Below are 22,368 nucleotides of genomic sequence, written 5' to 3'. Positions count from 1 at the left end.
ATCATCATTTTGTTGTAGTATTTGGCAGTGATGGAACAGATGAGGATTCTTCCAAAGTTTTAGGAGTAGCCTTATCCAAATCATCTAACCCAGATTTCCAAACCTGTACTTGATTGACCAATAACTTACCTGGTAGTTTCGAATAAGACAACTTAACCGTTCTGGTTTCTGTCTGATTGGTCTTTGATTGGTTGGCATTCTTTAAATCAGATACATAGGTTACATTATAAGAGACCATGGCAATGGCTTGATTCGTAGTCTGATTGACAAAGATATCTGCTTTTTCAAAATGATAATCCAAAATATAATCCTTATACACTTGGTTCATGGCATCATTTTGACTTGACAATTCTTGAGAATAAGCCGATTCAGTCATATAAGGTTGAATACGTGTATTATTTTCTCCGAGCTTTTCTTTCGTATAGTACTGCGTCAAAAATTCTTTTACAGTATCCGATGACAAAATGCTGGCTTTATCTTCTTCTTGTTTGTCCTCTACAAGTTTAGCTGCAGCCAATTCGATTTCTTTGCGACTTTGTTTAGCAGTAGAATGTTGACCAGCAGTATATCCCATCATGAGAATAAAGCTAGTTGCAGCCACTGCTCCAACACTAATTAAGGCTTTAGTTTTGACTTTATTTAACATCTTAGACCTTCTTTCTATAAAAACTAGGTCAAGAATAACAAAAAGAACTTGTAAGTTTTATCACATCACAACGAAAGGGAATTTCTACATTTCAGGCGCAAAATCGTACAGTTCAGAGAAAAATATCAAAATTAGCTGTCTTCAGTTTATAATATAAATATGAACAAATTAAAAGAAGAAAATTTGAGAAGAGCTCTTTCTCATATTGAACGACATAAACAAGCCATAAATACAAGTAATAATAGTGAGGATAATGACTTTCATAAATTATTACTCCAATTTAGCTATGATGTATATGAAAGAATCAAGGTAAATAAAAAACCTTATCCGAATTTAGATTCAGATAAAGTCTTTTGACTATCTAAAAAGTTCACATTTTTTTCTTATTTATGGAGTTAATGAAGCGCCAACTGAATCCTAGAACCAACATCAGATTGATGAAAAGGTACATAGACGTAAAACTAGTTAAACCATGTTGTCTGATATCATCAAAATATAAACTAGGTTCAGTAAAGAACAAATAAATTCCATAGACCTCCACGAAAATAAGAAAACTGACAAAACCAATCAGGAAAAGTCCGCTGGCAATAAGAAAGAGTCTCCATAAAAGAATGAGAATTCCTCCTACTGCTAAAAAAATTACTGGGATAAGGAGTAAATCATTCATGACTTGTTCCTTCCTAATCAATCAACTGACGATAATGGGTGGCAAGAGATGAATCAAATTCCTCTAGCTTTTGAACTAAATCCAAATACTCCTCTTTTTCATCTTCTTCAAAGTCCACACTTCGATGATTTTGAAGAGAGATTTCCAATTGACTAGTAAGTTCTCGTATAGAAAAGCTGTAATCGCCTGTCACTTCCTCATAATGTTCCTTTAGCTCCTTGTAGGCTTGGTATTCTTCAGGCGTTTGAAATCCCTGTACCAAAGCCTCTTCTAATTGATAATAGGTATCTTCCATCATAATCGTTACCTCGCTTTTTTCTATCTTTATTTTACCGCGTTTTTCTTTTCTTGTCCGCTATTTGTATCTATTTTTTAATCTAATTCAAAAGAAAGTTGTTCTTGCTTTTCTTTTCCTTTTTCGTGGAATTGTCTTAAGGCCTGATCAATAATATCTAAATCCGTTTCTGTTTCAATCAATGGCGCGAGTACATCGTATTCGGCCTTTTTTGTTTGATAGTCCTCTTCCTTTGGAAAATTTTTCTCAATTTCTACTTTAGCAGTAGTCCATTTATCCTTTAATTCATCCAATAAGTTCTGAGTTTTCACTTGGTCCTCCTTGATGTGATCAATCGTATGCTGAAGCCTTTGAATTGTCCCTAAAGGAGAATACAAATCTAAACTGACAGAATATTGATTTTCTCCTACAATCTTAACAGAGAAGGTTTCAGGAAGAGGTTGATTGGTTGGAAGACTAAGCATTTTAATGTCAAATCCTCGATAGCTTGCTAGGGTTCGGAATTCTTTGCTGTCAGCTTGATTATGACGGATAAGACGGTGTAGGGATTCCCCTGCTTCAGCTCGTTGATCAAAAGCTTGCTTGCCTACTGTCATAGAAAATGCCTGGTCTTTCGATATTTCAGACTGTTGAATATCGCCTTCATACTTGCTTAATCGTTTCTCAAGAATGGGCATATTTTCTTCACAGTAGGAGATTGTGTGACGATAGTGATCCTTGCTGCGTTGAAAGGCGCGTCTTTGATTTTCTAATAGAGTTAGATCATTCTCTAGTTCCATCTTGTATTTAAGATAAGGATTACCTGTTGCTAGCGCCTTAAAATCAGAAGCTGTCATAGTCTGTTCATCAATATCTTCTGCAGCACGAATCGGCTCCTTAGAAGTCATAATCTGCTTAATATAGCGGAGTTTGTTCTCCTGAGTTGCCCATAGATAATTATCAAACGAACCTTTAGTAATGTAGTGGTAAATATCCACTTCCTTGTTTTCATTTCCCTGTCGGATAATACGTCCATTGCGTTGCTGAATGTCACTTGGTCTCCACGGTACATCCAGGTGATGAACTGCTTTCATCTTGCTCTGAACATTTAAACCTGTTCCTCCTTTTTCAGTTGAGGCAAGGAGAATCCGTACTTCTCCTGCATTGACCTTTCGAGACAAACTATTCTTCTTTTCATCACTATTGGCATCATGTACAAAGGCAATTTCCTTACTAGGAATTCCTCTATCAACTAATAGAGCCTTTATTTCAGAATAGACATCAAAGCCATTATCCTTTTTCTTAGGTGTGCCAATATCTGAAAAAATCATCTGAGTAGCCTTATTTCCCATTCCCTCACGATAAATTCTCTCAACATTATCCACTACCTGAAGCAGTTTATGATTGTCTGCTAGACTATAGCTAGAGTCCAACAAACGCATATCAATAGCTAGTTTCCGTGCCTCGCCCGTTATCTTTAACATGTTATCCTGACTCGGATCAACCGTTCCACATTTGACCGCATCTGAACGCATAACCAATTCTTCTAGATAGAGTTTCTGGTTTTCGGTTAACTCACTCTCAATAGGGATAATATGAGCTTCTGGAACAGGTAAATCCAACATATCTTGTGTTTGAATGTCAGCTGTTTCTTTGTAGATTTTCATCAACTCAGGTAGATTGACAAATTTTTTAAATCGTTTCTTAGGTTGGTACTTATCCCCTGTAGGAGCTAATTCCATAGAGTTTTGAATTTCTCCAAAAGCACCTACCCAAGAGTCAAAATAATCAACTTGATAGCGTTTTAATATATCTGGTTGAATATAGTTCATCATAGTATATAACTCACTAATAGAATTGGAAACAGGAGTTCCTGTCGCAAAGACAATGTTTTTAAAATCATGTTCTTCCTGAATCTGTCGCACCTTCATTTCCATATCCACATTCTTCTTAGACGTTGTATTGGTAATCCCTGCTACATTTCCAAGTCCAGTAATCGGACGAATATTTTTAAAGTGATGTGCTTCATCCACAAAGAGAAAATCAATTCCTAAGTTCTCAAAATCAATAAAACTATCACGATTAAAGCGTTGGAGTTCTTCCAATTGTTTCTCTAGACCACTAATTGATTGCTCTGCTTCTTTAACGGTATACTTATTTTCAGAATGTGTTTTAATCTCTCGTAGTTCATTGAGTTTATCCTCTATATAATTCATCTGTCTTTCCTTACTGACAGGGATTTTTTCAAATTGAGAATCCCCAATGACAATGGCATCGTAATCTCCTGTAATAATACGTGACACAAATTGTTTTCTTCTCGCCTTCACAAAATCTTTCTTAGTAGTCACAAAGACTTTTTTAGTAGGGAAAAATTTCATGATTTCTTGACCAAATTGAGCAGACAAACTAGAGGGCACCACATACAAGGGCTTATGAACCATCCCCAACTCCTTTAATTTAAACCCAGCACCAAGCATTGTCAAGGTCTTTCCTGAACCTACCTCATGAGCTAATAAGGCTCTTTTTTCTTCTACGATTCTTTGAATGGCATTCTCTTGGTGAGGGCGAAGACTGATGTTTTGTGCCAAGCCATCAATGACTAGATGGCTACCGTCATACTCTCGACTAACCGTTCGATTATAAAGACGATTGTAACTTTCTTCGATGACTTGTTGGACTTCTGGATACCGTGAGACAAAGTCTTGAAAGAGTTCTTGTAAATGCTGCTCTTTTGCTCTTAGAACAGAGGTTTTCTCCAAATCTGTGATGGTCTTTTTCTTTTCTCCTTCCGTAACAGTCATAGTAATAGTCGGTTGGTTCGAATTAAGTAAATTCTCAAAAATCTTTCTTCCTGTATCATAACGTGACCCACTAACTCCAAGACTACTATCTTTGGCACTTGGATAGCGATAAGCAAATGATGTCCTTAAATGAACCTGCCCATCGACAGGATTCACTTCAATGACTTGTTCAACATCAGGCGAAGACAATTCAAATTCACGATTGGTAAAACATTCAAAGGCAAATTTACCATAAACGGATTGAGGAATCCAACGTGACCCTATTTTAAACTCAATATCTGCCAGATGAATCCGTGGAGGACGAACAGATTCTAACAAATCTAAAGCATGAGACCAGTCACATTCTTGATTGTTTTCCTCCACTAATAGTTGAACTACTTCTATCTTGTTGAGAATATCTCCTGATAAAAACTGGTTCTTAGAAAGATATTTTCTTTCTCCTCTTAAATAGCTTTCTGGATCCATTAAAATCTGGTCTCCTAACTCATCTAAAATAGCAGCTTGGCTATGTTCAGGGTAAATTGATACCATATAGTCTAAATCAACCCCTCTACCATCCGATAAACTAGAGTTTAAGGCATCTAAAGCCGTTGAAACTCTTGCAATCACTCTCTCCGGCCTAACCAATGCTTTCTCAAAGGCTAAAGATTTTTTATATTTTACTTTCTGATCTTTAGAATCAATGTATTCATCTTCTAAACTTGCTAGTAAAGAATACTTATCGTCACTATCAAATAAGTTACGATTGACTGAGGCATTCAAGTATCCAAATTGACTTACAAAGCGGTCATAGTCATGATTCAATTTGCCAAGCAATTCCTGAAAATCAGCTCGACTATAATCTGGATGACGTTGAATTTCAATTAAGGATTGATAGGTCTCTCTCAAATCAACCATGCCCTTAATGCGACTAATGTCCTTATCCGATAAGGGGCTTTCATAAAAGACAGTTTTTTTGAACAGTCCCTTATATTTCCCTCTTTTACTCGCTTCTTCTGACTTGTAAACATCTAGTGCTTCCTCATCTGTCAAATGAAGTTGCACGAATCGGTCTATTTTATGTTCAGACAAAGAACTGTCCCAAGCTTTAAAATCTCCCTTCTCATCTACATAATAACTAATTTCGTCTACTTTTGAACTTTTCCGAATGCCATGCGTATCTCGGTAATAAATTTGATTTCCCTCATATCCAAAAGAATAGAGCGCTAAGTCCTCTCGTATACGACTTGGGATAGAATTATCCACTTCTTCTTGGATAAAAACAGGTGCTTTCAAAGAATTGTCAATTGGTTTAGGTGCTTCTACATTCTCTAATGCTTTCATTATGTCAGTAGCTAATGTTTCTGATTCCCCCTTAACATTGAGGGTTCCTCCATTAAAATTACGTACCTCATATTGACCCAAAACTTGTGTATTGTATTTCCCATCAAAATAAGGATTGATCCAGACACGCTTATCCTCCTCAAAGGGAATAGAACCACTAAAGACAAGCTCATCTTCATTAAGATTCTTTGCTTGATTCTTTTGAAAGAAGAGGAGGTCTGTGGTTACTCGAGTACCTGCAATCTTTTTAAAAGCCGTATCTGGCAACCGAACTCCCCCTAAAAAATGAGTGTTAGTTTTAATCTCTTGTAAGACATTATCTGTCCGCTTATCCATTGTTCCGATAGAAGAGATAATCGAAACTTGTCCTCCGTCTCTTACTAAATCAAGTGAGTGTTTGACAAAGTAGTCATGAATCATATAAGGTTTATCATAGTTTTTATCGGCAATGCGAAAATTTCCAAAAGGAACATTCGTTAAGACTAAATCAAAACTATTATTTTGATAGGGAACTTCTTCAAATCCTCGCACTTCAATATGGGTATTGGGGTGGAGTTGTTTTGCGATTGCGCCTGTCACACTGTCTAATTCAACCCCATAAAGTTCTGATTTTTCTCGTATACTTCTAGGCATAGCCGCAAAGAAGTTCCCAGTCCCCATAGAAGGATCTAATATCCTCCCTCCCTCAAAACCATCATCCAGTAATTTTTGCCAAATCTGGCGAATAATCATTGGGTCTGTATAATAGGCTGTGAGAGAACTTTGTTTCATAGTGGAGTACTCTGATTTACTTACTAAACTCTTAAGAGTTAAACGTTCTGTTTCATACTTTGGATTAAGTTCATCGAAAAATTCATTGGCAAGACCACCCCAGCCGACATACTTGGCGAGTAGCTCTTGTTCTTCTGGATTCGCTTGTCGTCCCTCTTTTTCTAATCTTTTAACAAGTTCAATTGCGGCGATATTCGTTTCAATTTTTTCTCGATTTGTCTTAGGATAAAAGTCCTCTAAATCATCTGGAAAAACAAAATCTAGAACAGGGACATCCGTCTCTTCTATGCCTACAATAAGCGTTTCTGTTTCCTTATCCTTTTCATTTTCTTCTTCCAGGTAGGAAAACAAATCTATTTCCTGACTTTCACTTGGTGATTCAATCTCAATCTCTGAATCTTCTTTTTCAAGTTCTACATGAGACAATAATTGTTCAATCTCTTCCAAACTGTTCAAGTATAAGATAGGATTTTCTTCAAACAACTGGTTGGAATCATTGAATAGCTCTAGGCGAACTAAGTCATTTAAGTGTGCATTTTCAATCGAAACCAACTGAAATACTTGTCCTTTATAACTTACTTGTGAACCGATTGAATATTCCCTCAAAGCTTCTTCTACAATTTTATCGACATTAGAAAAAGAGTTCGTTTCTTCCATTTCCTGTTCAATATCACTTGAAGGAGATAAAACTTCCTCTACTTGCTTAGACTTTTCGATTTTAGCTTTTACATCATCAAAGTGAGTAATAATCTTCAGCTTTTGTGTCAGTGGGAGTTGTTGGTATTGTTCTTCATGATGGACAAGATCCGTAACGGTATCTAAAGTAGCCATTAATTCTGAACCCAAATAGGCTAGAACATCTCCCTCTTTTCCTTCAAAATGAATCTCAAGAACTTCTTTTTTAACCTCTTTGGAATCAACCATTAGAAGAAACTCCTCTATATCTCTACTAATGCGGTCAGATAGATTATTCGCAACCCGATAGACATTGACTAAATTGACATCCTGATTCTGATGAAATACAAGCTCACTTAGTTGTTTTAGTTTTTCTTTTTCAGATTGGATGTAAAATCGAGTGGAAAGGTTATAGATTGCGACTTCTAGCACCAAGTATTTCTCAAAATTACTTAATTGAGATAATTTATCTAGACCCGCTTGTCCAAAACTTCTTGTGTAACTTTCTAAATCTTGGTCATTATTTTCAGAACTGGCCTCTAGGAAAGAAACAATATCTTGATCAAACGAATAGACATGAGGTATCTCTTCTATCTTGCCCTCTTCAGCCAAAAAACTTTCTACCAAGTCCTGCCATTTCTCATCAAAATGTTGCGCCTGATAGCGAAGAAATAGGTCCATTTTCTCACTATCTTTTGGAATTGTTCCACGAAACATAGCCAATAATTGTATTACTTCCATACTCGCTCCTTTCATCTATACGAAAATAGGAGAATCACATGATTCCCCTACAACTCTATCTCCATTTCAACCTTTTGAGGACTGGTTTCTAAATCACTAGACAAAAGAGAAACGGCATCTGTTCTCATGTAGTAAGTATATAAGTCTTCAAGGTCTTGTTGGTTTTCAATCCCTGTTTCAATACTAATCAGAGCCTGTATAAATTCCTTGTAGTGACTCTCCATCATATCTGAAATCTTTTGTTTCATTTCCATAAATACTGAAGACGGTTCAGTTATATTTGTTTGGTCTATGTCTTTTAAATCCTTTTCTAAGGGATTGGTTCCTTCTTCTACTTCCACTAAATCTGAACGACCATCACCATCAGAATCTGCGCTAAGAGGATTGGTTCCTAGCGCTAATTCTTGAGCATCAGTTAATCCATCTTGATCCGAATCACGTTGATAAATTGCTTCCATATACTTCCTTCTTTCCTAGTTAATCTTTTTTCACTCCAATCCTACCAAATATTCCTTGAAAGAAGTATCACAACAAAAAAGAGAACGAGCCTAAACTACGTTCTCCTGAAAATGATAAAACGTTACTATCAAAGTAAAAAAGATGACTTACAGAACCTGTAAGCCACCTAGTCAGTCGGTTTATTCTGGTGTCTGCCACCGCTTGGCCCTTACGTCCAAGATTGCTATCGGATTTCGTTCTGGTGTCCGCCACCGCTTGACCCTTATGTCCAAGATTAATATCAGATTGACCATGAGCCGACCACTCATCTACACCATTATTCTAACGAATATGAGCTACAAACGCAAGAGAAAAACTTATTTTGGATTTATACACTATAAAAAAAACATTAGAAAATCCTTTGGTTACAAGGGATTTACAAAATTTCAGCGTATGTCAAATGGGCTTTAAAAGTTGACATACGCCTTTTTGATTGGAGGGATTTTTACTGAATGAACAAACTTGGTTACAGCATTTAAAAGAAAAACGCTTGGCTTATGGACTATCTCAAAACCGTTTAGCTGTTGCGACTGGTATTACAAGGCAGTATCTAAGCGATATTGAAACAGGAAAAGTCAAGCCATCAGAGGATTTACAGCAGTCCCTTTGGGAAGCTCTGGAACGCTTCAATCCCGACGCTCCCCTTGAAATGCTGTTTGATTATGTAAGGATTCGCTTTCCGACAACAGACGTACAGCAGGTGGTCGAAAACATCTTACAACTGAAACTGTCCTATTTTCTTCATGAGGACTATGGTTTCTATTCTTATTCAGAGCATTATGCTTTAGGCGACATATTCGTCCTTTGCTCCCATGAACTGGACAAAGGAGTTCTGGTGGAATTGAAAGGTCGTGGGTGCAGACAATTTGAAAGCTATCTTCTGGCACAACAAAGAAGCTGGTATGAGTTCTTTATGGACGTTTTGGTGGCTGGCGGTGTGATGAAACGCCTTGACCTTGCCATTAACGATAAGACAGGGATTTTGAATATCCCTGTACTCACTGAAAAGTGCCAACAGGAAGAATGTATCTCCGTCTTCCGCAGTTTTAAAAGCTATCGCAGTGGCGAACTGGTACGCAAAGAGGAAAAGGAATGTATGGGAAACACCCTCTATATCGGTTCATTACAAAGTGAAGTTTATTTCTGTATCTATGAAAAGGACTACGAGCAGTACAAGAAAAATGATATTCCCATTGAAGACGCAGAAGTAAAAAACCGTTTTGAGATTCGATTGAAAAATGAGCGTGCCTATTATGCAGTCCGTGATTTACTCGTCTATGACAATCCAGAGCATACCGCCTTTAAAATTATCAATCGGTATATCCGTTTTGTAGATAAAGACGATTCCAAACCTCGTTCTGATTGGAAACTGAATGAAGAATGGGCTTGGTTTATTGGGAACAATCGTGAACGATTAAAACTAACCACAAAACCAGAGCCTTACTCCTTCCAAAGGACGCTGAACTGGCTATCTCATCAAGTTGCCCCGACCTTAAAGGTTGCGATTAAACTTGATGAAATCAACCAGACGCAGGTTGTAAAAGACATTCTCGACCATGCGAAACTGACAGACCGACACAAGCAGATTTTGAAGCAACAGTCAGTAAAAGAACAGGACGTGATAACAACAAAAAAATAACTCAAATACAAATTCATTGAATATAGAGAGGAGAACATTTTTATGAATTTTGGACAAAACCTTTATAACTGGTTTCTATCAAACGCTCAATCACTGGTGCTTTTAGCAATCGTTGTGATTGGCTTGTATCTTGGCTTCAAGCGTGAGTTTAGCAAACTGATTGGCTTTTTAATTATTGCGATTATTGCGGTTGGCTTAGTCTTCAACGCTGCTGGAGTAAAAGACATTTTACTAGAGCTATTCAATCGCATTATTGGTGCTTAAATAAAACCGTTCTTTTGTGGAATATAAGTGGTTTTCTTATGTTCCGCAAAGGAATGGTACACCAAACGAAGTGCGGTAGGGATTTTTGAATCTCTACAAAGAAAGGACGTGAATATATGGACGATATGCAAGTCTATATTGCGAATTTAGGCAAATACAATGAGGGCGAATTGGTCGGTGCGTGGTTTACCTTTCCCATTGACTTTGAGGAAGTCAAAGAGAAAATCGGCTTGAATGATGAATATGAGGAATACGCCATTCATGACTACGAGTTACCCTTTACGGTTGACGAATACACTTCCATTGGCGAACTCAATCGACTATGGGAAATGGTATCGGAATTACCCGAAGAATTACAATCGGAGCTATCTGCTCTGCTCACTCATTTTTCAAGCATTGAAGAACTAAGCGAACATCAAGAGGATATTATCATTCATTCCGATTGTGATGATATGTATGACGTGGCACGCTACTACATTGAAGAAACGGGTGCTTTAGGCGAAGTACCAGCTAGTCTTCAAAACTATATTGATTATCAAGCCTATGGTCGGGATTTAGACCTTTCAGGAACGTTTATCTCAACCAATCATGGGATTTTTGAAATCGTCTATTAAATCTGTCGGTACATTACTACTGGCAGATTTTCTATTTTACGGGGTGGCTCAATCAGCTACCCCTATTTTTTATGAAAGGATTGATTACATGAAGAAAATACGAAGCTATACCAGTATCTGGTCTGTGGAAAAGGTACTGTATTCTATCAATGATTTTAGACTTCCGTTTCCCATAACCTTTACGCAAATGACATGGTTTGTCGTGTCACTCTTTGCAGTGATGATACTTGGCAACTTGCCCCCTCTTTCCATGATAGAGGGAGCATTTCTCAAATACTTTGGGATTCCTGTGGCTTTCACATGGTTTATGTCTACAAAAACTTTTGATGGTAAAAAGCCTTATGGATTTTTGAAGTCTGTCATTGCTTATGCACTGCGACCAAAGCTGACCTATGCAGGAAAAAAAGTAACGCTTGGCAGAAACCAGCCACAAGAAGCCATTACAGCAGTTAGGAGTGAATTTTATGGCATATCCAATTAAATACATTGAAAACAATCTCGTCTGGAATAAAGACGGGGAATGTTATGCTTACTATGAGCTTGTTCCTTACAATTACTCATTTCTAAGTCCAGAACAGAAAATACAAGTGCATGATTCTTTCAGACAGCTTATCGCACAAAATCGTGATGGCAAAATTCATGCTTTACAAATCAGTACAGAATCCAGCATACGTTCTGCACAAGAGCGTTCCAAAAATGAAGTCACTGGCAAGCTCAAAGCGGTTGCCTATGACAAAATCGACCAACAGACAGACGCTTTAATATCCATGATTGGCGAAAATCAAGTGAACTACCGTTTCTTTATCGGCTTTAAGTTGCTTCTCAACGATCAGGAGTTTTCTATGAAAAGTCTTACCGTTGAAGCAAAAAATGCTTTGTCTGATTTTGTCTATGATGTGAACCATAAGCTGATGGGCGATTTTGTTAGTATGAGTAATGATGAAATTCTGCGTTTTCAGAAGATGGAAAAGCTCTTAGAAAATAAAATCTCTCGTCGTTTCAAAATCCGCAGGTTAGATAAGGACGACTTCGGCTATCTGATTGAACACCTTTACGGACAGACAGGCACTGCCTATGAAGAGTATGAGTACCATCTATCAAAGAAAAAGCTGGATAATGAAACGCTGATTAAATACTATGACTTGATTAAGCCTACTCGCTGTTTGGTGGAAGAAAAACAGCGATATTTGAAAATCCAGCAGGAAGATGAAACCGTCTATGTAGCTTACTTTACCATTAACAGCATTGTCGGAGAACTGGACTTCCCGTCCTCTGAAATCTTCTACTACCAGCAACAGCAATTTACATTCCCGATTGATACGTCAATGAATGTGGAAATTGTAGCGAATCGTAAAGCCCTATCTACTGTCCGCAATAAAAAGAAAGAACTGAAAGACTTGGATAACCACGCTTGGCAAAGTGATAATGAAACCAGCTCCAATGTGGCGGAAGCTCTGGAAAGTGTGAATGAGCTGGAAACCAATTTAGACCAAAGCAAGGAATCTATGTACAAGCTGTCTTATGTGGTAAGGGTATCAGCAAATGATCTTGACGAACTCAAACGTCGTTGTAATGAAGTGAAAGATTTTTATGACGATTTAAGCGTAAAACTGGTACGACCATTTGGGGATATGCTCGGCTTACATGAAGAATTTTTACCTGCCAGCAAGCGTTATATGAATGATTATATTCAATACGTGACCTCTGATTTCCTCGCTGGTTTAGGTTTTGGTGCTACTCAAATGCTGGGGGAAAATGAGGGGATTTATGTTGGCTACAGCTTAGATACTGGACGCAATGTCTATCTGAAACCTGCTCTTGCCAGTCAAGGGGTTAAGGGTTCAGTAACCAATGCGTTAGCGTCGGCTTTTGTTGGTTCGCTGGGTGGTGGTAAATCCTTTGCGAATAACCTTATCGTCTATTATGCGGTGCTTTATGGGGCACAAGCAGTGATTGTAGACCCAAAAGCAGAACGTGGCAGATGGAAAGAAACCTTGCCAGAGATTTCCCATGAAATCAATATCGTCACTCTGACTTCTGATGAGAAAAACAAAGGCTTACTTGACCCTTATGTGATTATGAAAAATCCCAAAGATTCTGAATCACTGGCTATTGATATTCTGACATTCCTTACGGGGATTTCCTCTCGTGATGGGGAACGCTTCCCAATCCTTAGAAAAGCCATTCGTGCAGTAACCAATAGTGAAGTACGAGGGTTGATGAAAGTGATTGAGGAATTACGGGTTGAGAATACGCCACTAAGTACCAGTATAGCCGACCATATCGAAAGTTTTACAGACTATGACTTTGCACATTTATTATTCAGTAATGGTTATGTGGAGCAGTCTATCAGCTTAGAAAAACAACTGAACATTATACAGGTTGCGGACTTGGTACTTCCCGACAAGGAAACTTCCTTTGAGGAATATACCACTATGGAGCTTTTATCCGTTGCTATGCTGATTGTCATTAGTACCTTTGCTTTAGACTTTATCCATACAGACCGAAGCATTTTCAAGATTGTAGATTTAGACGAAGCATGGAGCTTTTTACAGGTAGCACAAGGAAAAACACTATCTATGAAGCTGGTTCGGGCTGGTCGTGCTATGAACGCTGGGGTATATTTCGTGACCCAAAATACAGACGACCTCTTAGATGAAAAACTGAAAAATAACCTCGGCTTAAAATTTGCATTTCGTTCCACTGACCTTAACGAGATTAAAAAGACCTTAGCCTTTTTTGGTGTAGACCCAGAGGACGAAAACAATCAGAAGCGATTGCGTGATTTGGAAAACGGGCAATGCCTTATCAGTGATTTATATGGTCGTGTCGGTGTGATACAGTTCCACCCTGTATTTGAAGAACTGCTCCATGCCTTTGATACCAGACCACCTGTGCGAAAAGAGGTGTAAATGTGAAACCATCAATAGTAAACAGAATAAAATCAAACTGGACGCTGAAACGTCTAGGTAAAGTGGCAATGACAGTGGCTTTCACACTTGTGATTGCCATTTTTCTTTTAGCCATGCTGGGAACGGTGGTTCAAGCTGCGGGCTTGGTAGATGATACGGTCAATGTGGCAAATGAATACAGCCGATACCCACTTGAAAACTATCAACTGGATTTTTATGTGGATAATAGCTGGGGCTGGCTTCCGTGGAACTGGTCGGACGGGATTGGAAAACAGGTCATGTATGGACTATATGCCATTACCAATTTTATTTGGACAATCAGTTTGTATGTTTCCAATGCGACAGGTTACTTAGTACAGGAAGCCTATTCCTTAGACTTCATTTCCGCTACAGCAGATTCCATTGGTAAGAATATGCAGACCTTAGCTGGTGTGAGTGCAAACGGATTTTCAACAGAGGGTTTCTATGTTGGATTCCTCTTACTCTTGATTTTGGTTCTTGGGGTTTATGTTGCCTATACGGGACTGATAAAGAGAGAAACCACAAAGGCAATTCATGCCATTATGAATTTTGTGCTGGTGTTTATCCTATCGGCTTCCTTTATTGCCTACGCTCCCGACTACATTAAAAAAATCAATGACTTTTCATCAGACATCAGTAATGCCAGTTTATCACTTGGCACGAAGATTGTCATGCCCCATTCCGATAGTCAAGGCAAGGACAGCGTGGACTTAATCAGAGATAGCCTGTTTTCCATACAGGTTCAGCAACCGTGGCTACTGCTTCAATACAACAGTTCAGACATTGAAAGTATCGGTATTGACCGTGTGGAAAGCCTGCTCTCCACCAGCCCAGATTCCAACAATGGCGAAGACAGAGAAAAAATTGTTGCGGAAGAAATTGAAGACAGAAGCAATACCAATCTAACCATTACAAAGACCATTAACCGTTTAGGTACAGTCTTCTTCCTATTTGTCTTCAATATTGGGATTTCCATATTTGTATTCCTATTAACAGGAATCATGATTTTCTCGCAGGTACTTTTTATCATCTATGCTATGTTTCTGCCTGTGAGCTTTATTTTAAGCATGATTCCATCATTTGATGGTATGTCAAAACGAGCCATAACAAAGCTCTTTAATACCATTTTGACACGAGCTGGAATCACATTGATTATTACGACAGCATTTAGTATTTCAACCATGCTCTATACCTTATCGGCTGGTTATCCGTTCTTTTTGATTGCTTTTCTACAGATTGTGACCTTTGCAGGAATCTACTTCAAGCTGGGCGATTTAATGAGTATGTTTTCTCTACAGAGTAACGATTCTCAAAGTGTGGGAAGTCGTGTGATGAGAAAACCTCGTATGCTTATGCACGCTCACATGCACCGTCTACAGCGGAAACTTGGACGTTCCATGACTACTCTAGGGGCTGGGTCTGCCATTGTTACAGGTAAAAAAGGACAGTCGGGTTCGGGGAGTTCTGCAAGGACACAAGCAGATCACTCCCGACCAGACGGAAAGGAAAAATCAACACTTGGAAAACGTATCGGTCAAACCATCGGTACAGTAGCTGATACTAAAGACAGAATGGTAGACACTGCTAGTGGTTTGAAAGAACAGGTTAAAGATTTGCCGACCAATGCAAGATATGCAGTATATCAAGGAAAATCCAAAGTAAAAGAGAATGTCCGTGATTTAACCAGTAGTATTTCTCAAACCAAAGCGGACAGAGCCAGTGGACGCAAGGAACAGCAGGAACAAAGGCGAAAAACCATTGCGAAGCGTCGCTCTGAAATGGAACAGGTCAAACAGAAAAAACAGCCTGCTTCTTCTGTTCATGAAAGACCGACTACAAGACAAGAACAATATCATGATGAACAGACCTCAAAACAGTCTAATATTCAGACTTCATATAAGGAATCTCAACAAGCCAAACAAGAGCGTCCAGCAGTTAAGTCCGATTTTTCAAGTCCAAAAGTGGAACGCCAAGGCAATACCGTTCAAGAAAAAACCGTTCAAAAGCCAGCAACTTCAACCACTACAGCAGATAGAACTTCACAACGTCCAATCACAAAAGAACGTCCGTCTACTGTTCAAAGAGTACCACTACAAAATACAAGAAGTAGACCACCAATCAAAACCGCCACCATTAAGAAAGTCGGTAAGAAACCATGAAGTTGAAAACTTTAGTGATTGGTGGTTCTGGATTATTCTTGATGGTCTTCTCACTGCTTCTGTTTGTTGCCATTTTATTTTCAGATGAACAGGACAGCGGAATTTCCAATATTCATTATGGAGGTGTGAATGTTTCCGCAGAAGTGCTGGCTCATAAGCCTATGGTAGAAAAATATGCCAAAGAATATGGCGTTGAAGAATATGTCAACATACTTCTTGCGATTATACAGGTGGAATCGGGCGGTACTGCGGAAGATGTTATGCAGTCCTCGGAATCCCTCGGTCTTCCACCTAATTCATTGAGTACAGAAGAATCCATTAAGCAAGGTGTGAAGTATTTCAGTGAATTATTAGCCAGTAGCGAAAGGCTCAGTGTAGATTTAGAATCGGTTATCCAGTCCTACAATTATGGTGGTGGTTTCTTAGGGTATGTGGCTAATCGTGGAAATAAATATACCTTTGAACTGGCTCAAAGTTTCTCAAAAGAGTATTCAGGTGGCGAAAAAGTGTCTTACCCCAATCCCATAGCCATACCTATCAATGGGGGCTGGCGATACAACTATGGCAATATGTTTTATGTGCAACTGGTAACGCAGTATCTTGTCACAACAGAGTTTGATGATGATACGGTACAAGCCATCATGGACGAAGCACTGAAATATGAGGGCTGGCGATACGTTTACGGTGGAGCTTCCCCGACTACTTCTTTTGATTGTAGCGGACTGACACAATGGACGTATGGAAAAGCTGGAATTAACTTACCACGAACCGCACAACAGCAATATGATGTGACCCAGCATATCCCACTATCGGAAGCACAAGCTGGCGATTTGGTTTTCTTTCATTCTACCTATAACGCTGGCTCTTATATTACTCATGTTGGGATATACCTTGGCAATAACCGTATGTTTCATGCAGGCGACCCAATCGGTTATGCCGACTTAACAAGCCCCTACTGGCAACAGCATTTAGTGGGAGCAGGACGAATCAAACAATGAGAAAGGAAGATTTAATGATGAAATTTAGAAAAAATCAGAATAAAGAAAAACAGATACCAAAGGAAAAGAAACCTCGTGTCTACTATAAGGTCAATCCTCATAAAAAGGTTGTGATTGCCTTGTGGGTACTTTTAGGGCTTAGTTTCAGCTTTGCGATATTCAAGCACTTTACAGCTATAGATACTCATACTATTCACGAAACAACTATCATAGAAAAGGAATACGTTGATACTCATCATGTAGAAAATTTTGTAGAGAACTTTGCGAAAGTCTACTATTCATGGGAGCAATCCGATAAGTCCATTGATAATCGAATGGAAAGTCTAAAAGGCTATCTGACAGATGAACTTCAAGCTCTCAATGTTGATACAGTACGCAAAGATATTCCTGTATCGTCTTCTGTAAGAGGATTTCAGATATGGACGGTAGAGCCAACTGGCGACAATGAGTTTAATGTAACCTACAGTGTAGACCAGCTCATTACAGAGGGAGAAAATACAAAGACCGTCCACTCTGCTTATATAGTGAGTGTCTATGTAGATGGTTCTGGAAATATGGTACTGGTTAAGAATCCGACCATTACCAACATACCTAAGAAATCAAGTTATAAACCAAAAGCCATTGAAAGTGAGGGGACGGTTGATTCCATTACAACCAATGAAATCAATGAGTTTTTAACGACGTTCTTCAAGCTCTATCCTACAGCGACAGCCAGTGAACTTTCCTACTATGTGAATGACGGGATATTAAAACCAATCGGAAAAGAGTACATCTTTCAAGAACTGGTAAATCCTATTCACAATCGTAAGGATAATCAAGTCACGGTATCGCTGACAGTGGAGTATATCGACCAGCAGACCAAAGCAACGCAGGTATCTCAATTTGATTTGGTACTTGAAAAGAACGGGAGTAATTGGAAGATTATAGAATAACAAATATTGGTACATTATTACAGCTATTTTGTAATCACGTACTCTCTTTGATAAAAAATTGGAGATTCCTTTACAAATATGCTCTTACGTGCTATAATTTAAGTATCTATTTAAAAGGAGTTAATAAATATGCGGCAAGGTATTCTTAAATAAACTGTCAATTTGATAGTGGGAACAAATAATTGGATGTCCTTTTTTAGGAGGGCTTAGTTTTTTGTACCCAGTTTAAGAATACCTTTATCATGTGATTCTAAAGTATCCGGAGAATATCTGTATGCTTTGTATGCCTATGGTTATGCATAAAAATCCCAGTGATAAGAGTATTTATCACTGGGATTTTTATGCCCTTTTGGGCTTTTGAATGGAGGAAAATCACATGAAAATTATTAATATTGGAGTTTTAGCTCATGTTGATGCGGGAAAAACTACCTTAACAGAAAGCTTATTATATAACAGTGGAGCGATTACAGAATTAGGAAGCGTGGACAAAGGTACAACGAGGACGGATAATACGCTTTTAGAACGTCAGAGAGGAATTACAATTCAGACAGGAATAACCTCTTTTCAGTGGGAAAATACGAAGGTGAACATCATAGACACGCCAGGACATATGGATTTCTTAGCAGAAGTATATCGTTCATTATCAGTTTTAGATGGGGCAATTCTACTGATTTCTGCAAAAGATGGCGTACAAGCACAAACTCGTATATTATTTCATGCACTTAGGAAAATGGGGATTCCCACAATCTTTTTTATCAATAAGATTGACCAAAATGGAATTGATTTATCAACGGTTTATCAGGATATTAAAGAGAAACTTTCTGCCGAAATTGTAATCAAACAGAAGGTAGAACTGTATCCTAATATGTGTGTGACGAACTTTACCGAATCTGAACAATGGGATACGGTAATAGAGGGAAACGATGACCTTTTAGAGAAATATATGTCCGGTAAATCATTAGAAGCATTGGAACTCGAACAAGAGGAAAGCATAAGATTTCAGAATTGTTCTCTGTTCCCTCTTTATCATGGAAGTGCAAAAAGTAATATAGGGATTGATAACCTTATAGAAGTTATTACTAATAAATTTTATTCATCAACACATCGAGGTCAGTCTGAACTTTGCGGAAAAGTTTTCAAAATTGAGTATTCGGAAAAAAGACAGCGTCTTGCATATATACGTCTTTATAGTGGCGTACTGCATTTGCGAGATTCGGTTAGAATATCGGAAAAGGAAAAAATAAAAATTACAGAAATGTATACTTCAATAAATGGTGAATTATGTAAAATCGATAAGGCTTATTCCGGGGAAATTGTTATTTTGCAGAATGAGTTTTTGAAGTTAAATAGTGTTCTTGGAGATACAAAGCTATTGCCACAGAGAGAGAGAATTGAAAATCCCCTCCCTCTGCTGCAAACGACTGTTGAACCGAGCAAACCTCAACAAAGGGAAATGTTACTTGATGCACTTTTAGAAATCTCCGACAGTGACCCGCTTCTGCGATATTATGTGGATTCTGCGACACATGAAATCATACTTTCTTTCTTAGGGAAAGTACAAATGGAAGTGACTTGTGCTCTGCTGCAAGAAAAGTATCATGTGGAGATAGAAATAAAAGAGCCTACAGTCATTTATATGGAAAGACCGTTAAAAAAAGCAGAGTATACCATTCACATCGAAGTTCCACCGAATCCTTTCTGGGCTTCCATTGGTCTATCTGTAGCACAGCTTCCATTAGGGAGCGGAGTACAGTATGAGAGCTCGGTTTCTCTTGGATACTTAAATCAATCGTTTCAAAATGCAGTTATGGAGGGGATACGCTATGGCTGTGAACAAGGATTGTATGGTTGGAATGTGACGGACTGTAAAATCTGTTTTAAGTATGGCTTATACTATAGCCCTGTTAGTACCCCAGCAGATTTTCGGATGCTTGCTCCTATTGTATTGGAACAAGTCTTAAAAAAAGCTGGAACAGAATTGTTAGAGCCATATCTTAGTTTTAAAATTTATGCGCCACAGGAATATCTTTCACGAGCATACAACGATGCTCCTAAATATTGTGCGAACATCGTAGACACTCAATTGAAAAATAATGAGGTCATTCTTAGTGGAGAAATCCCTGCTCGGTGTATTCAAGAATATCGTAGTGATTTAACTTTCTTTACAAATGGACGTAGTGTTTGTTTAACAGAGTTAAAAGGGTACCATGTTACTACCGGTGAACCTGTTTGCCAGCCCCGTCGTCCAAATAGTCGGATAGATAAAGTACGATATATGTTCAATAAAATAACTTAGTGTATTTTATGTTGTTATATAAATATGGTTTCTTGTTAAATAAGATGAAATATTTTTTAATAAAGATTTGAATTAAAGTGTAAAGGAGGAGATAGTTATTATAAACTACAAGTGGATATTGTGTCCTGTATGTGGAAATAAAACACGATTAAAGATAAGGGAAGATACTGAATTAAAAAAATTCCCCCTCTATTGTCCGAAATGCAGACAAGAAAATTTAATTGAAATAAAGCAGTTCAAAGTAACTGTGATTACAGAGCCAGACGCAAAGACGCAGAGCCGATAAAATGAGATTAATACAATCTCATTTTATCGGCTCTTTCCGTTATGTATGGATTCTTTTAATTAGTCTTCGATGTTTCTTGCTTCGTTGATACCGCTGGCTAAAGATTCCATTAAGGATAGTTCTTTGTCTGTAAAGCTATCCATGTATTTCTCTATCTGTAATCGTCGGGTGCTTTTTACCAAGTTATTAGCAGGTAAGAAAAATTCATCAACGGAAACATGAAGTAACGATACAAGGTCATAAAGAACTTGTATGCTGGGGTGTTGCCCTTTATTTTCAATATTAGTTAAGTACCGTGGGTCAATTTCAATCAATGCTCCCACTTGTTCACGAGTTAAACCTCGTTTCAATCGAGCTTCTTTAATGGCTAAACCAAAGGCTCTAAAATCATATTTATCTTCTTTTTTACGCATAGTAGACCACCTCTATACATTTTATTGTTCCTACTGAATTAAAAACAGGTATAGAAAAACGTGTTATATGGTTTATAGGTTTATATTTAATAAAAAGCACTACTAAACGCCAATAAAAAAAACCGTTATATGGTAGTGCTATTTACGCTGTTAAAATATTGTATATTACTTCCAAATGGCGGTTTGTTGGAGGTCAACGTCGCCATGAAGTACATCATATACAATAAATTTCCTTACATTGGGTTCTTGTCAAAAAAAGTCGTCTATCTGCAATAGATAAGTACGTCCACCAATGTGGTTTTATAAATCATATAGATAGAATAACAGAAGCATGTAAACAGAGAAATAAATCTGTTTATATGCTTTTTTGGCTATTCAGAACTTTTTTACAAAGTTTATTTATCAGTAATGCAACAAATCCCCCTTTCACATTGGGACTAAGAGTGAAAGGAGATAAACGAGCAAGGCTCACTTCCTTTCCTAGACAGAAAGGGGGTGAGAAACATGAAACCATCTTCTTTTCAGACCACAATAGAAAATCAGTTTGACTATATCTGTAAACGTGCTATGGAAGACGAGCGAAAGAATTATATGCTTTATCTTTCAAGGATTGCAAAGCGTGAGGTGTCCTTTTCGGATGTTGGCGATTATCTTGTTAGCCAGTTTGCGACAACAGATAACTATTCAACTGACTTTCAGATTTTTACACTCAATGGGTTATCAGTAGGCGTTGAAAATGATTTGTTGAGTGAAGCATTACGTGAGTTGCCAGACAAGAAACGTGAAATTCTACTGCTGTTTTACTTTATGGACATGAGCGATTCAGAAATTGCAGACCTGTTGAAATTGAACCGTTCTACTGTCTATCGGCATAGAACCAGTGGACTAGCCTTAATTAAAAAGTTTATGGAGGAATTTGAAGAATGAAAACACAATATCCTATGATTCCCTTTCCTCTCATTGTAAAGGCAACAGATGGCGATACCGAAGCGATTAACCAGATTCTACATCATTACAGAGGGTACATAACGAAGCGTTCCCTACGACTTATGAAAGATGAATATGGCAATCAAAGTATGGTCGTTGATGAAGTCTTACGTGGAAGAATGGAAACCAGACTGATTACAAAGATTTTGTCATTTGAAATTAAGTAATATCCTCTCTCCTTTCGTGGAAGCGTGCTAAACCATTCCACGCTTCCCGAACAGGGAGGTTTGTTATTCCACCAAAGCATATTGAGCTTTCAATGTGTTTTGATAGGCTAACGAGCCATTGTTCTTTGAAAACTGAATAAAAGTAATCGAATACGTTTCGATAAGAAAAGAGCCAACGGAACTAACCGCCATGACCTATCTTATAAAGATAGCGAGCGATTCATGTTAGTGATCCGAGAAGCAATCTTTAGCAGGATTGCCTGCAACGACATTCTTATCGTGAT

The 22,368-nt window shown here is 38.0% G+C and carries 20 protein-coding genes and 1 pseudogene; 15 read left to right on the top strand and 6 right to left on the bottom strand.

All coding sequences use genetic code 11. The features are described from left to right. Positions 1-4: 4 nt before the first annotated feature. Complete coding sequence (locus OCF96_RS00745; protein WP_033607223.1) at positions 5-646, bottom strand: hypothetical protein; 642 nt, start codon at positions 644-646, stop codon at positions 5-7. A 159-nt stretch (positions 647-805) separates the two neighbouring features. Here OCF96_RS00745 and OCF96_RS00740 point away from each other — a divergent pair, with 159 nt between their 5' ends. Continuing rightward, positions 806-1,003 (top strand): hypothetical protein, encoded by a 198-nt coding sequence (locus tag OCF96_RS00740; RefSeq protein WP_081720561.1) that lies wholly within the window; start codon positions 806-808, stop codon positions 1,001-1,003. A 13-nt stretch (positions 1,004-1,016) separates the two neighbouring features. Here the strand turns inward: OCF96_RS00740 and OCF96_RS00735 are convergent, their stop codons facing one another. The 4 genes from OCF96_RS00735 to OCF96_RS00720 all read right to left on the bottom strand — a co-directional run bounded on the left by OCF96_RS00735 (position 1,017) and on the right by OCF96_RS00720 (position 8,356). Next, positions 1,017-1,313, bottom strand: coding sequence for a DUF5966 family protein (locus OCF96_RS00735; RefSeq protein ID WP_261445036.1), 297 nt, complete (start codon positions 1,311-1,313; stop codon positions 1,017-1,019). Positions 1,314-1,326: 13 nt separating this feature from the next. Then, on the bottom strand, positions 1,327-1,611 hold the full coding sequence (locus tag OCF96_RS00730) for a DUF5962 family protein (protein ID WP_261445035.1): 285 nt from the start codon (positions 1,609-1,611) through the stop codon (positions 1,327-1,329). 74 nt (positions 1,612-1,685) lie between these two features. Beyond that, positions 1,686-7,898 (bottom strand): DEAD/DEAH box helicase family protein, encoded by a 6,213-nt coding sequence (locus OCF96_RS00725; protein ID WP_261445034.1) that lies wholly within the window; start codon positions 7,896-7,898, stop codon positions 1,686-1,688. A gap of 47 nt (positions 7,899-7,945) precedes the next feature. After that, entirely contained in the window at positions 7,946-8,356 is a 411-nt protein-coding gene (locus OCF96_RS00720) for a thrombospondin type 3 repeat-containing protein (RefSeq protein WP_261445022.1), read from the bottom strand. Between the two features lie 142 nt (positions 8,357-8,498). Here OCF96_RS00720 and OCF96_RS10275 point away from each other — a divergent pair, with 142 nt between their 5' ends. From OCF96_RS10275 to OCF96_RS00660, 12 genes and pseudogenes are all read left to right on the top strand, one after another. Next, positions 8,499-8,807, top strand: coding sequence for a hypothetical protein (locus OCF96_RS10275; RefSeq protein WP_474104220.1), 309 nt, complete (start codon positions 8,499-8,501; stop codon positions 8,805-8,807). A gap of 22 nt (positions 8,808-8,829) precedes the next feature. Continuing rightward, positions 8,830-10,035, top strand: a complete 1,206-nt coding sequence (gene mobT, locus OCF96_RS00710) for a MobT family relaxase (RefSeq protein ID WP_000398284.1) — start codon at positions 8,830-8,832, stop codon at positions 10,033-10,035. Between the two features lie 42 nt (positions 10,036-10,077). Next, the gene (locus OCF96_RS00705; protein WP_001009056.1) at positions 10,078-10,299 is read left to right on the top strand and encodes a hypothetical protein; all 222 of its coding nucleotides are present in this window, start codon (positions 10,078-10,080) and stop codon (positions 10,297-10,299) included. A gap of 116 nt (positions 10,300-10,415) precedes the next feature. After that, complete coding sequence (locus tag OCF96_RS00700) at positions 10,416-10,913, top strand: antirestriction protein ArdA (RefSeq protein ID WP_000342539.1); 498 nt, start codon at positions 10,416-10,418, stop codon at positions 10,911-10,913. An 88-nt stretch (positions 10,914-11,001) separates the two neighbouring features. Further along, entirely contained in the window at positions 11,002-11,394 is a 393-nt protein-coding gene (locus OCF96_RS00695; RefSeq protein WP_000723888.1) for a conjugal transfer protein, read from the top strand. After that, entirely contained in the window at positions 11,378-13,825 is a 2,448-nt protein-coding gene (gene tcpF, locus OCF96_RS00690; RefSeq protein ID WP_000331160.1) for a conjugal transfer ATPase TcpF, read from the top strand. The genes OCF96_RS00695 and tcpF overlap by 17 nt, the downstream gene beginning before the upstream one ends. Positions 13,826-13,827: 2 nt before the next feature. Next, complete coding sequence (locus OCF96_RS00685) at positions 13,828-16,005, top strand: CD3337/EF1877 family mobilome membrane protein (RefSeq protein ID WP_000804748.1); 2,178 nt, start codon at positions 13,828-13,830, stop codon at positions 16,003-16,005. Next, complete coding sequence (locus tag OCF96_RS00680) at positions 16,002-17,003, top strand: bifunctional lytic transglycosylase/C40 family peptidase (protein WP_000769868.1); 1,002 nt, start codon at positions 16,002-16,004, stop codon at positions 17,001-17,003. The genes OCF96_RS00685 and OCF96_RS00680 overlap by 4 nt, the downstream gene beginning before the upstream one ends. Beyond that, the gene (locus OCF96_RS00675) at positions 17,000-17,935 is read left to right on the top strand and encodes a conjugal transfer protein (RefSeq protein ID WP_001224320.1); all 936 of its coding nucleotides are present in this window, start codon (positions 17,000-17,002) and stop codon (positions 17,933-17,935) included. Before OCF96_RS00680 ends, OCF96_RS00675 begins: the two co-directional genes overlap by 4 nt. Positions 17,936-18,248: 313 nt before the next feature. Beyond that, positions 18,249-18,296 (top strand): annotated as a pseudogene (locus tag OCF96_RS10235) (hypothetical protein); the annotation flags it as partial. Between the two features lie 15 nt (positions 18,297-18,311). Next, the gene (gene tet(M), locus OCF96_RS00665; RefSeq protein WP_000691741.1) at positions 18,312-20,231 is read left to right on the top strand and encodes a tetracycline resistance ribosomal protection protein Tet(M); all 1,920 of its coding nucleotides are present in this window, start codon (positions 18,312-18,314) and stop codon (positions 20,229-20,231) included. 118 nt (positions 20,232-20,349) lie between these two features. After that, positions 20,350-20,517 (top strand): cysteine-rich KTR domain-containing protein, encoded by a 168-nt coding sequence (locus tag OCF96_RS00660; protein ID WP_000336323.1) that lies wholly within the window; start codon positions 20,350-20,352, stop codon positions 20,515-20,517. A gap of 59 nt (positions 20,518-20,576) precedes the next feature. Here the strand turns inward: OCF96_RS00660 and OCF96_RS00655 are convergent, their stop codons facing one another. Then, the gene (locus OCF96_RS00655) at positions 20,577-20,930 is read right to left on the bottom strand and encodes a helix-turn-helix transcriptional regulator (protein WP_001227347.1); all 354 of its coding nucleotides are present in this window, start codon (positions 20,928-20,930) and stop codon (positions 20,577-20,579) included. Between the two features lie 504 nt (positions 20,931-21,434). Here OCF96_RS00655 and OCF96_RS00650 point away from each other — a divergent pair. Continuing rightward, complete coding sequence (locus OCF96_RS00650; RefSeq protein ID WP_000804885.1) at positions 21,435-21,857, top strand: sigma-70 family RNA polymerase sigma factor; 423 nt, start codon at positions 21,435-21,437, stop codon at positions 21,855-21,857. Beyond that, the gene (locus tag OCF96_RS00645; protein WP_000857133.1) at positions 21,854-22,084 is read left to right on the top strand and encodes a helix-turn-helix domain-containing protein; all 231 of its coding nucleotides are present in this window, start codon (positions 21,854-21,856) and stop codon (positions 22,082-22,084) included. Before OCF96_RS00650 ends, OCF96_RS00645 begins: the two co-directional genes overlap by 4 nt. The last annotated feature ends 284 nt before the right edge of the window (positions 22,085-22,368 follow it).

The organism is Streptococcus mitis, from assembly GCF_946190065.1.
Classification (GTDB): domain Bacteria; phylum Bacillota; class Bacilli; order Lactobacillales; family Streptococcaceae; genus Streptococcus; species Streptococcus mitis_DE.
This window is presented reverse-complemented; position numbering and strand designations above follow the sequence as displayed.

Coding starts and splice junctions, on each gene's coding strand:
- OCF96_RS00745 (WP_033607223.1), bottom strand. CDS start 646: ATGTTAAATAAAGTCAAAACTAAAGCCTTAATTAGTGTTGGAGCAGTG.
- OCF96_RS00740 (WP_081720561.1), top strand. CDS start 806: ATGAACAAATTAAAAGAAGAAAATTTGAGAAGAGCTCTTTCTCATATT.
- OCF96_RS00735 (WP_261445036.1), bottom strand. CDS start 1,313: ATGAATGATTTACTCCTTATCCCAGTAATTTTTTTAGCAGTAGGAGGA.
- OCF96_RS00730 (WP_261445035.1), bottom strand. CDS start 1,611: ATGATGGAAGATACCTATTATCAATTAGAAGAGGCTTTGGTACAGGGA.
- OCF96_RS00725 (WP_261445034.1), bottom strand. CDS start 7,898: ATGGAAGTAATACAATTATTGGCTATGTTTCGTGGAACAATTCCAAAA.
- OCF96_RS00720 (WP_261445022.1), bottom strand. CDS start 8,356: ATGGAAGCAATTTATCAACGTGATTCGGATCAAGATGGATTAACTGAT.
- OCF96_RS10275 (WP_474104220.1), top strand. CDS start 8,499: ATGACTTACAGAACCTGTAAGCCACCTAGTCAGTCGGTTTATTCTGGT.
- OCF96_RS00705 (WP_001009056.1), top strand. CDS start 10,078: ATGAATTTTGGACAAAACCTTTATAACTGGTTTCTATCAAACGCTCAA.
- OCF96_RS00700 (WP_000342539.1), top strand. CDS start 10,416: ATGGACGATATGCAAGTCTATATTGCGAATTTAGGCAAATACAATGAG.
- OCF96_RS00695 (WP_000723888.1), top strand. CDS start 11,002: ATGAAGAAAATACGAAGCTATACCAGTATCTGGTCTGTGGAAAAGGTA.
- tcpF (WP_000331160.1), top strand. CDS start 11,378: ATGGCATATCCAATTAAATACATTGAAAACAATCTCGTCTGGAATAAA.
- OCF96_RS00680 (WP_000769868.1), top strand. CDS start 16,002: ATGAAGTTGAAAACTTTAGTGATTGGTGGTTCTGGATTATTCTTGATG.
- OCF96_RS00675 (WP_001224320.1), top strand. CDS start 17,000: ATGAGAAAGGAAGATTTAATGATGAAATTTAGAAAAAATCAGAATAAA.
- OCF96_RS00655 (WP_001227347.1), bottom strand. CDS start 20,930: ATGCGTAAAAAAGAAGATAAATATGATTTTAGAGCCTTTGGTTTAGCC.
- OCF96_RS00650 (WP_000804885.1), top strand. CDS start 21,435: ATGAAACCATCTTCTTTTCAGACCACAATAGAAAATCAGTTTGACTAT.
- OCF96_RS00645 (WP_000857133.1), top strand. CDS start 21,854: ATGAAAACACAATATCCTATGATTCCCTTTCCTCTCATTGTAAAGGCA.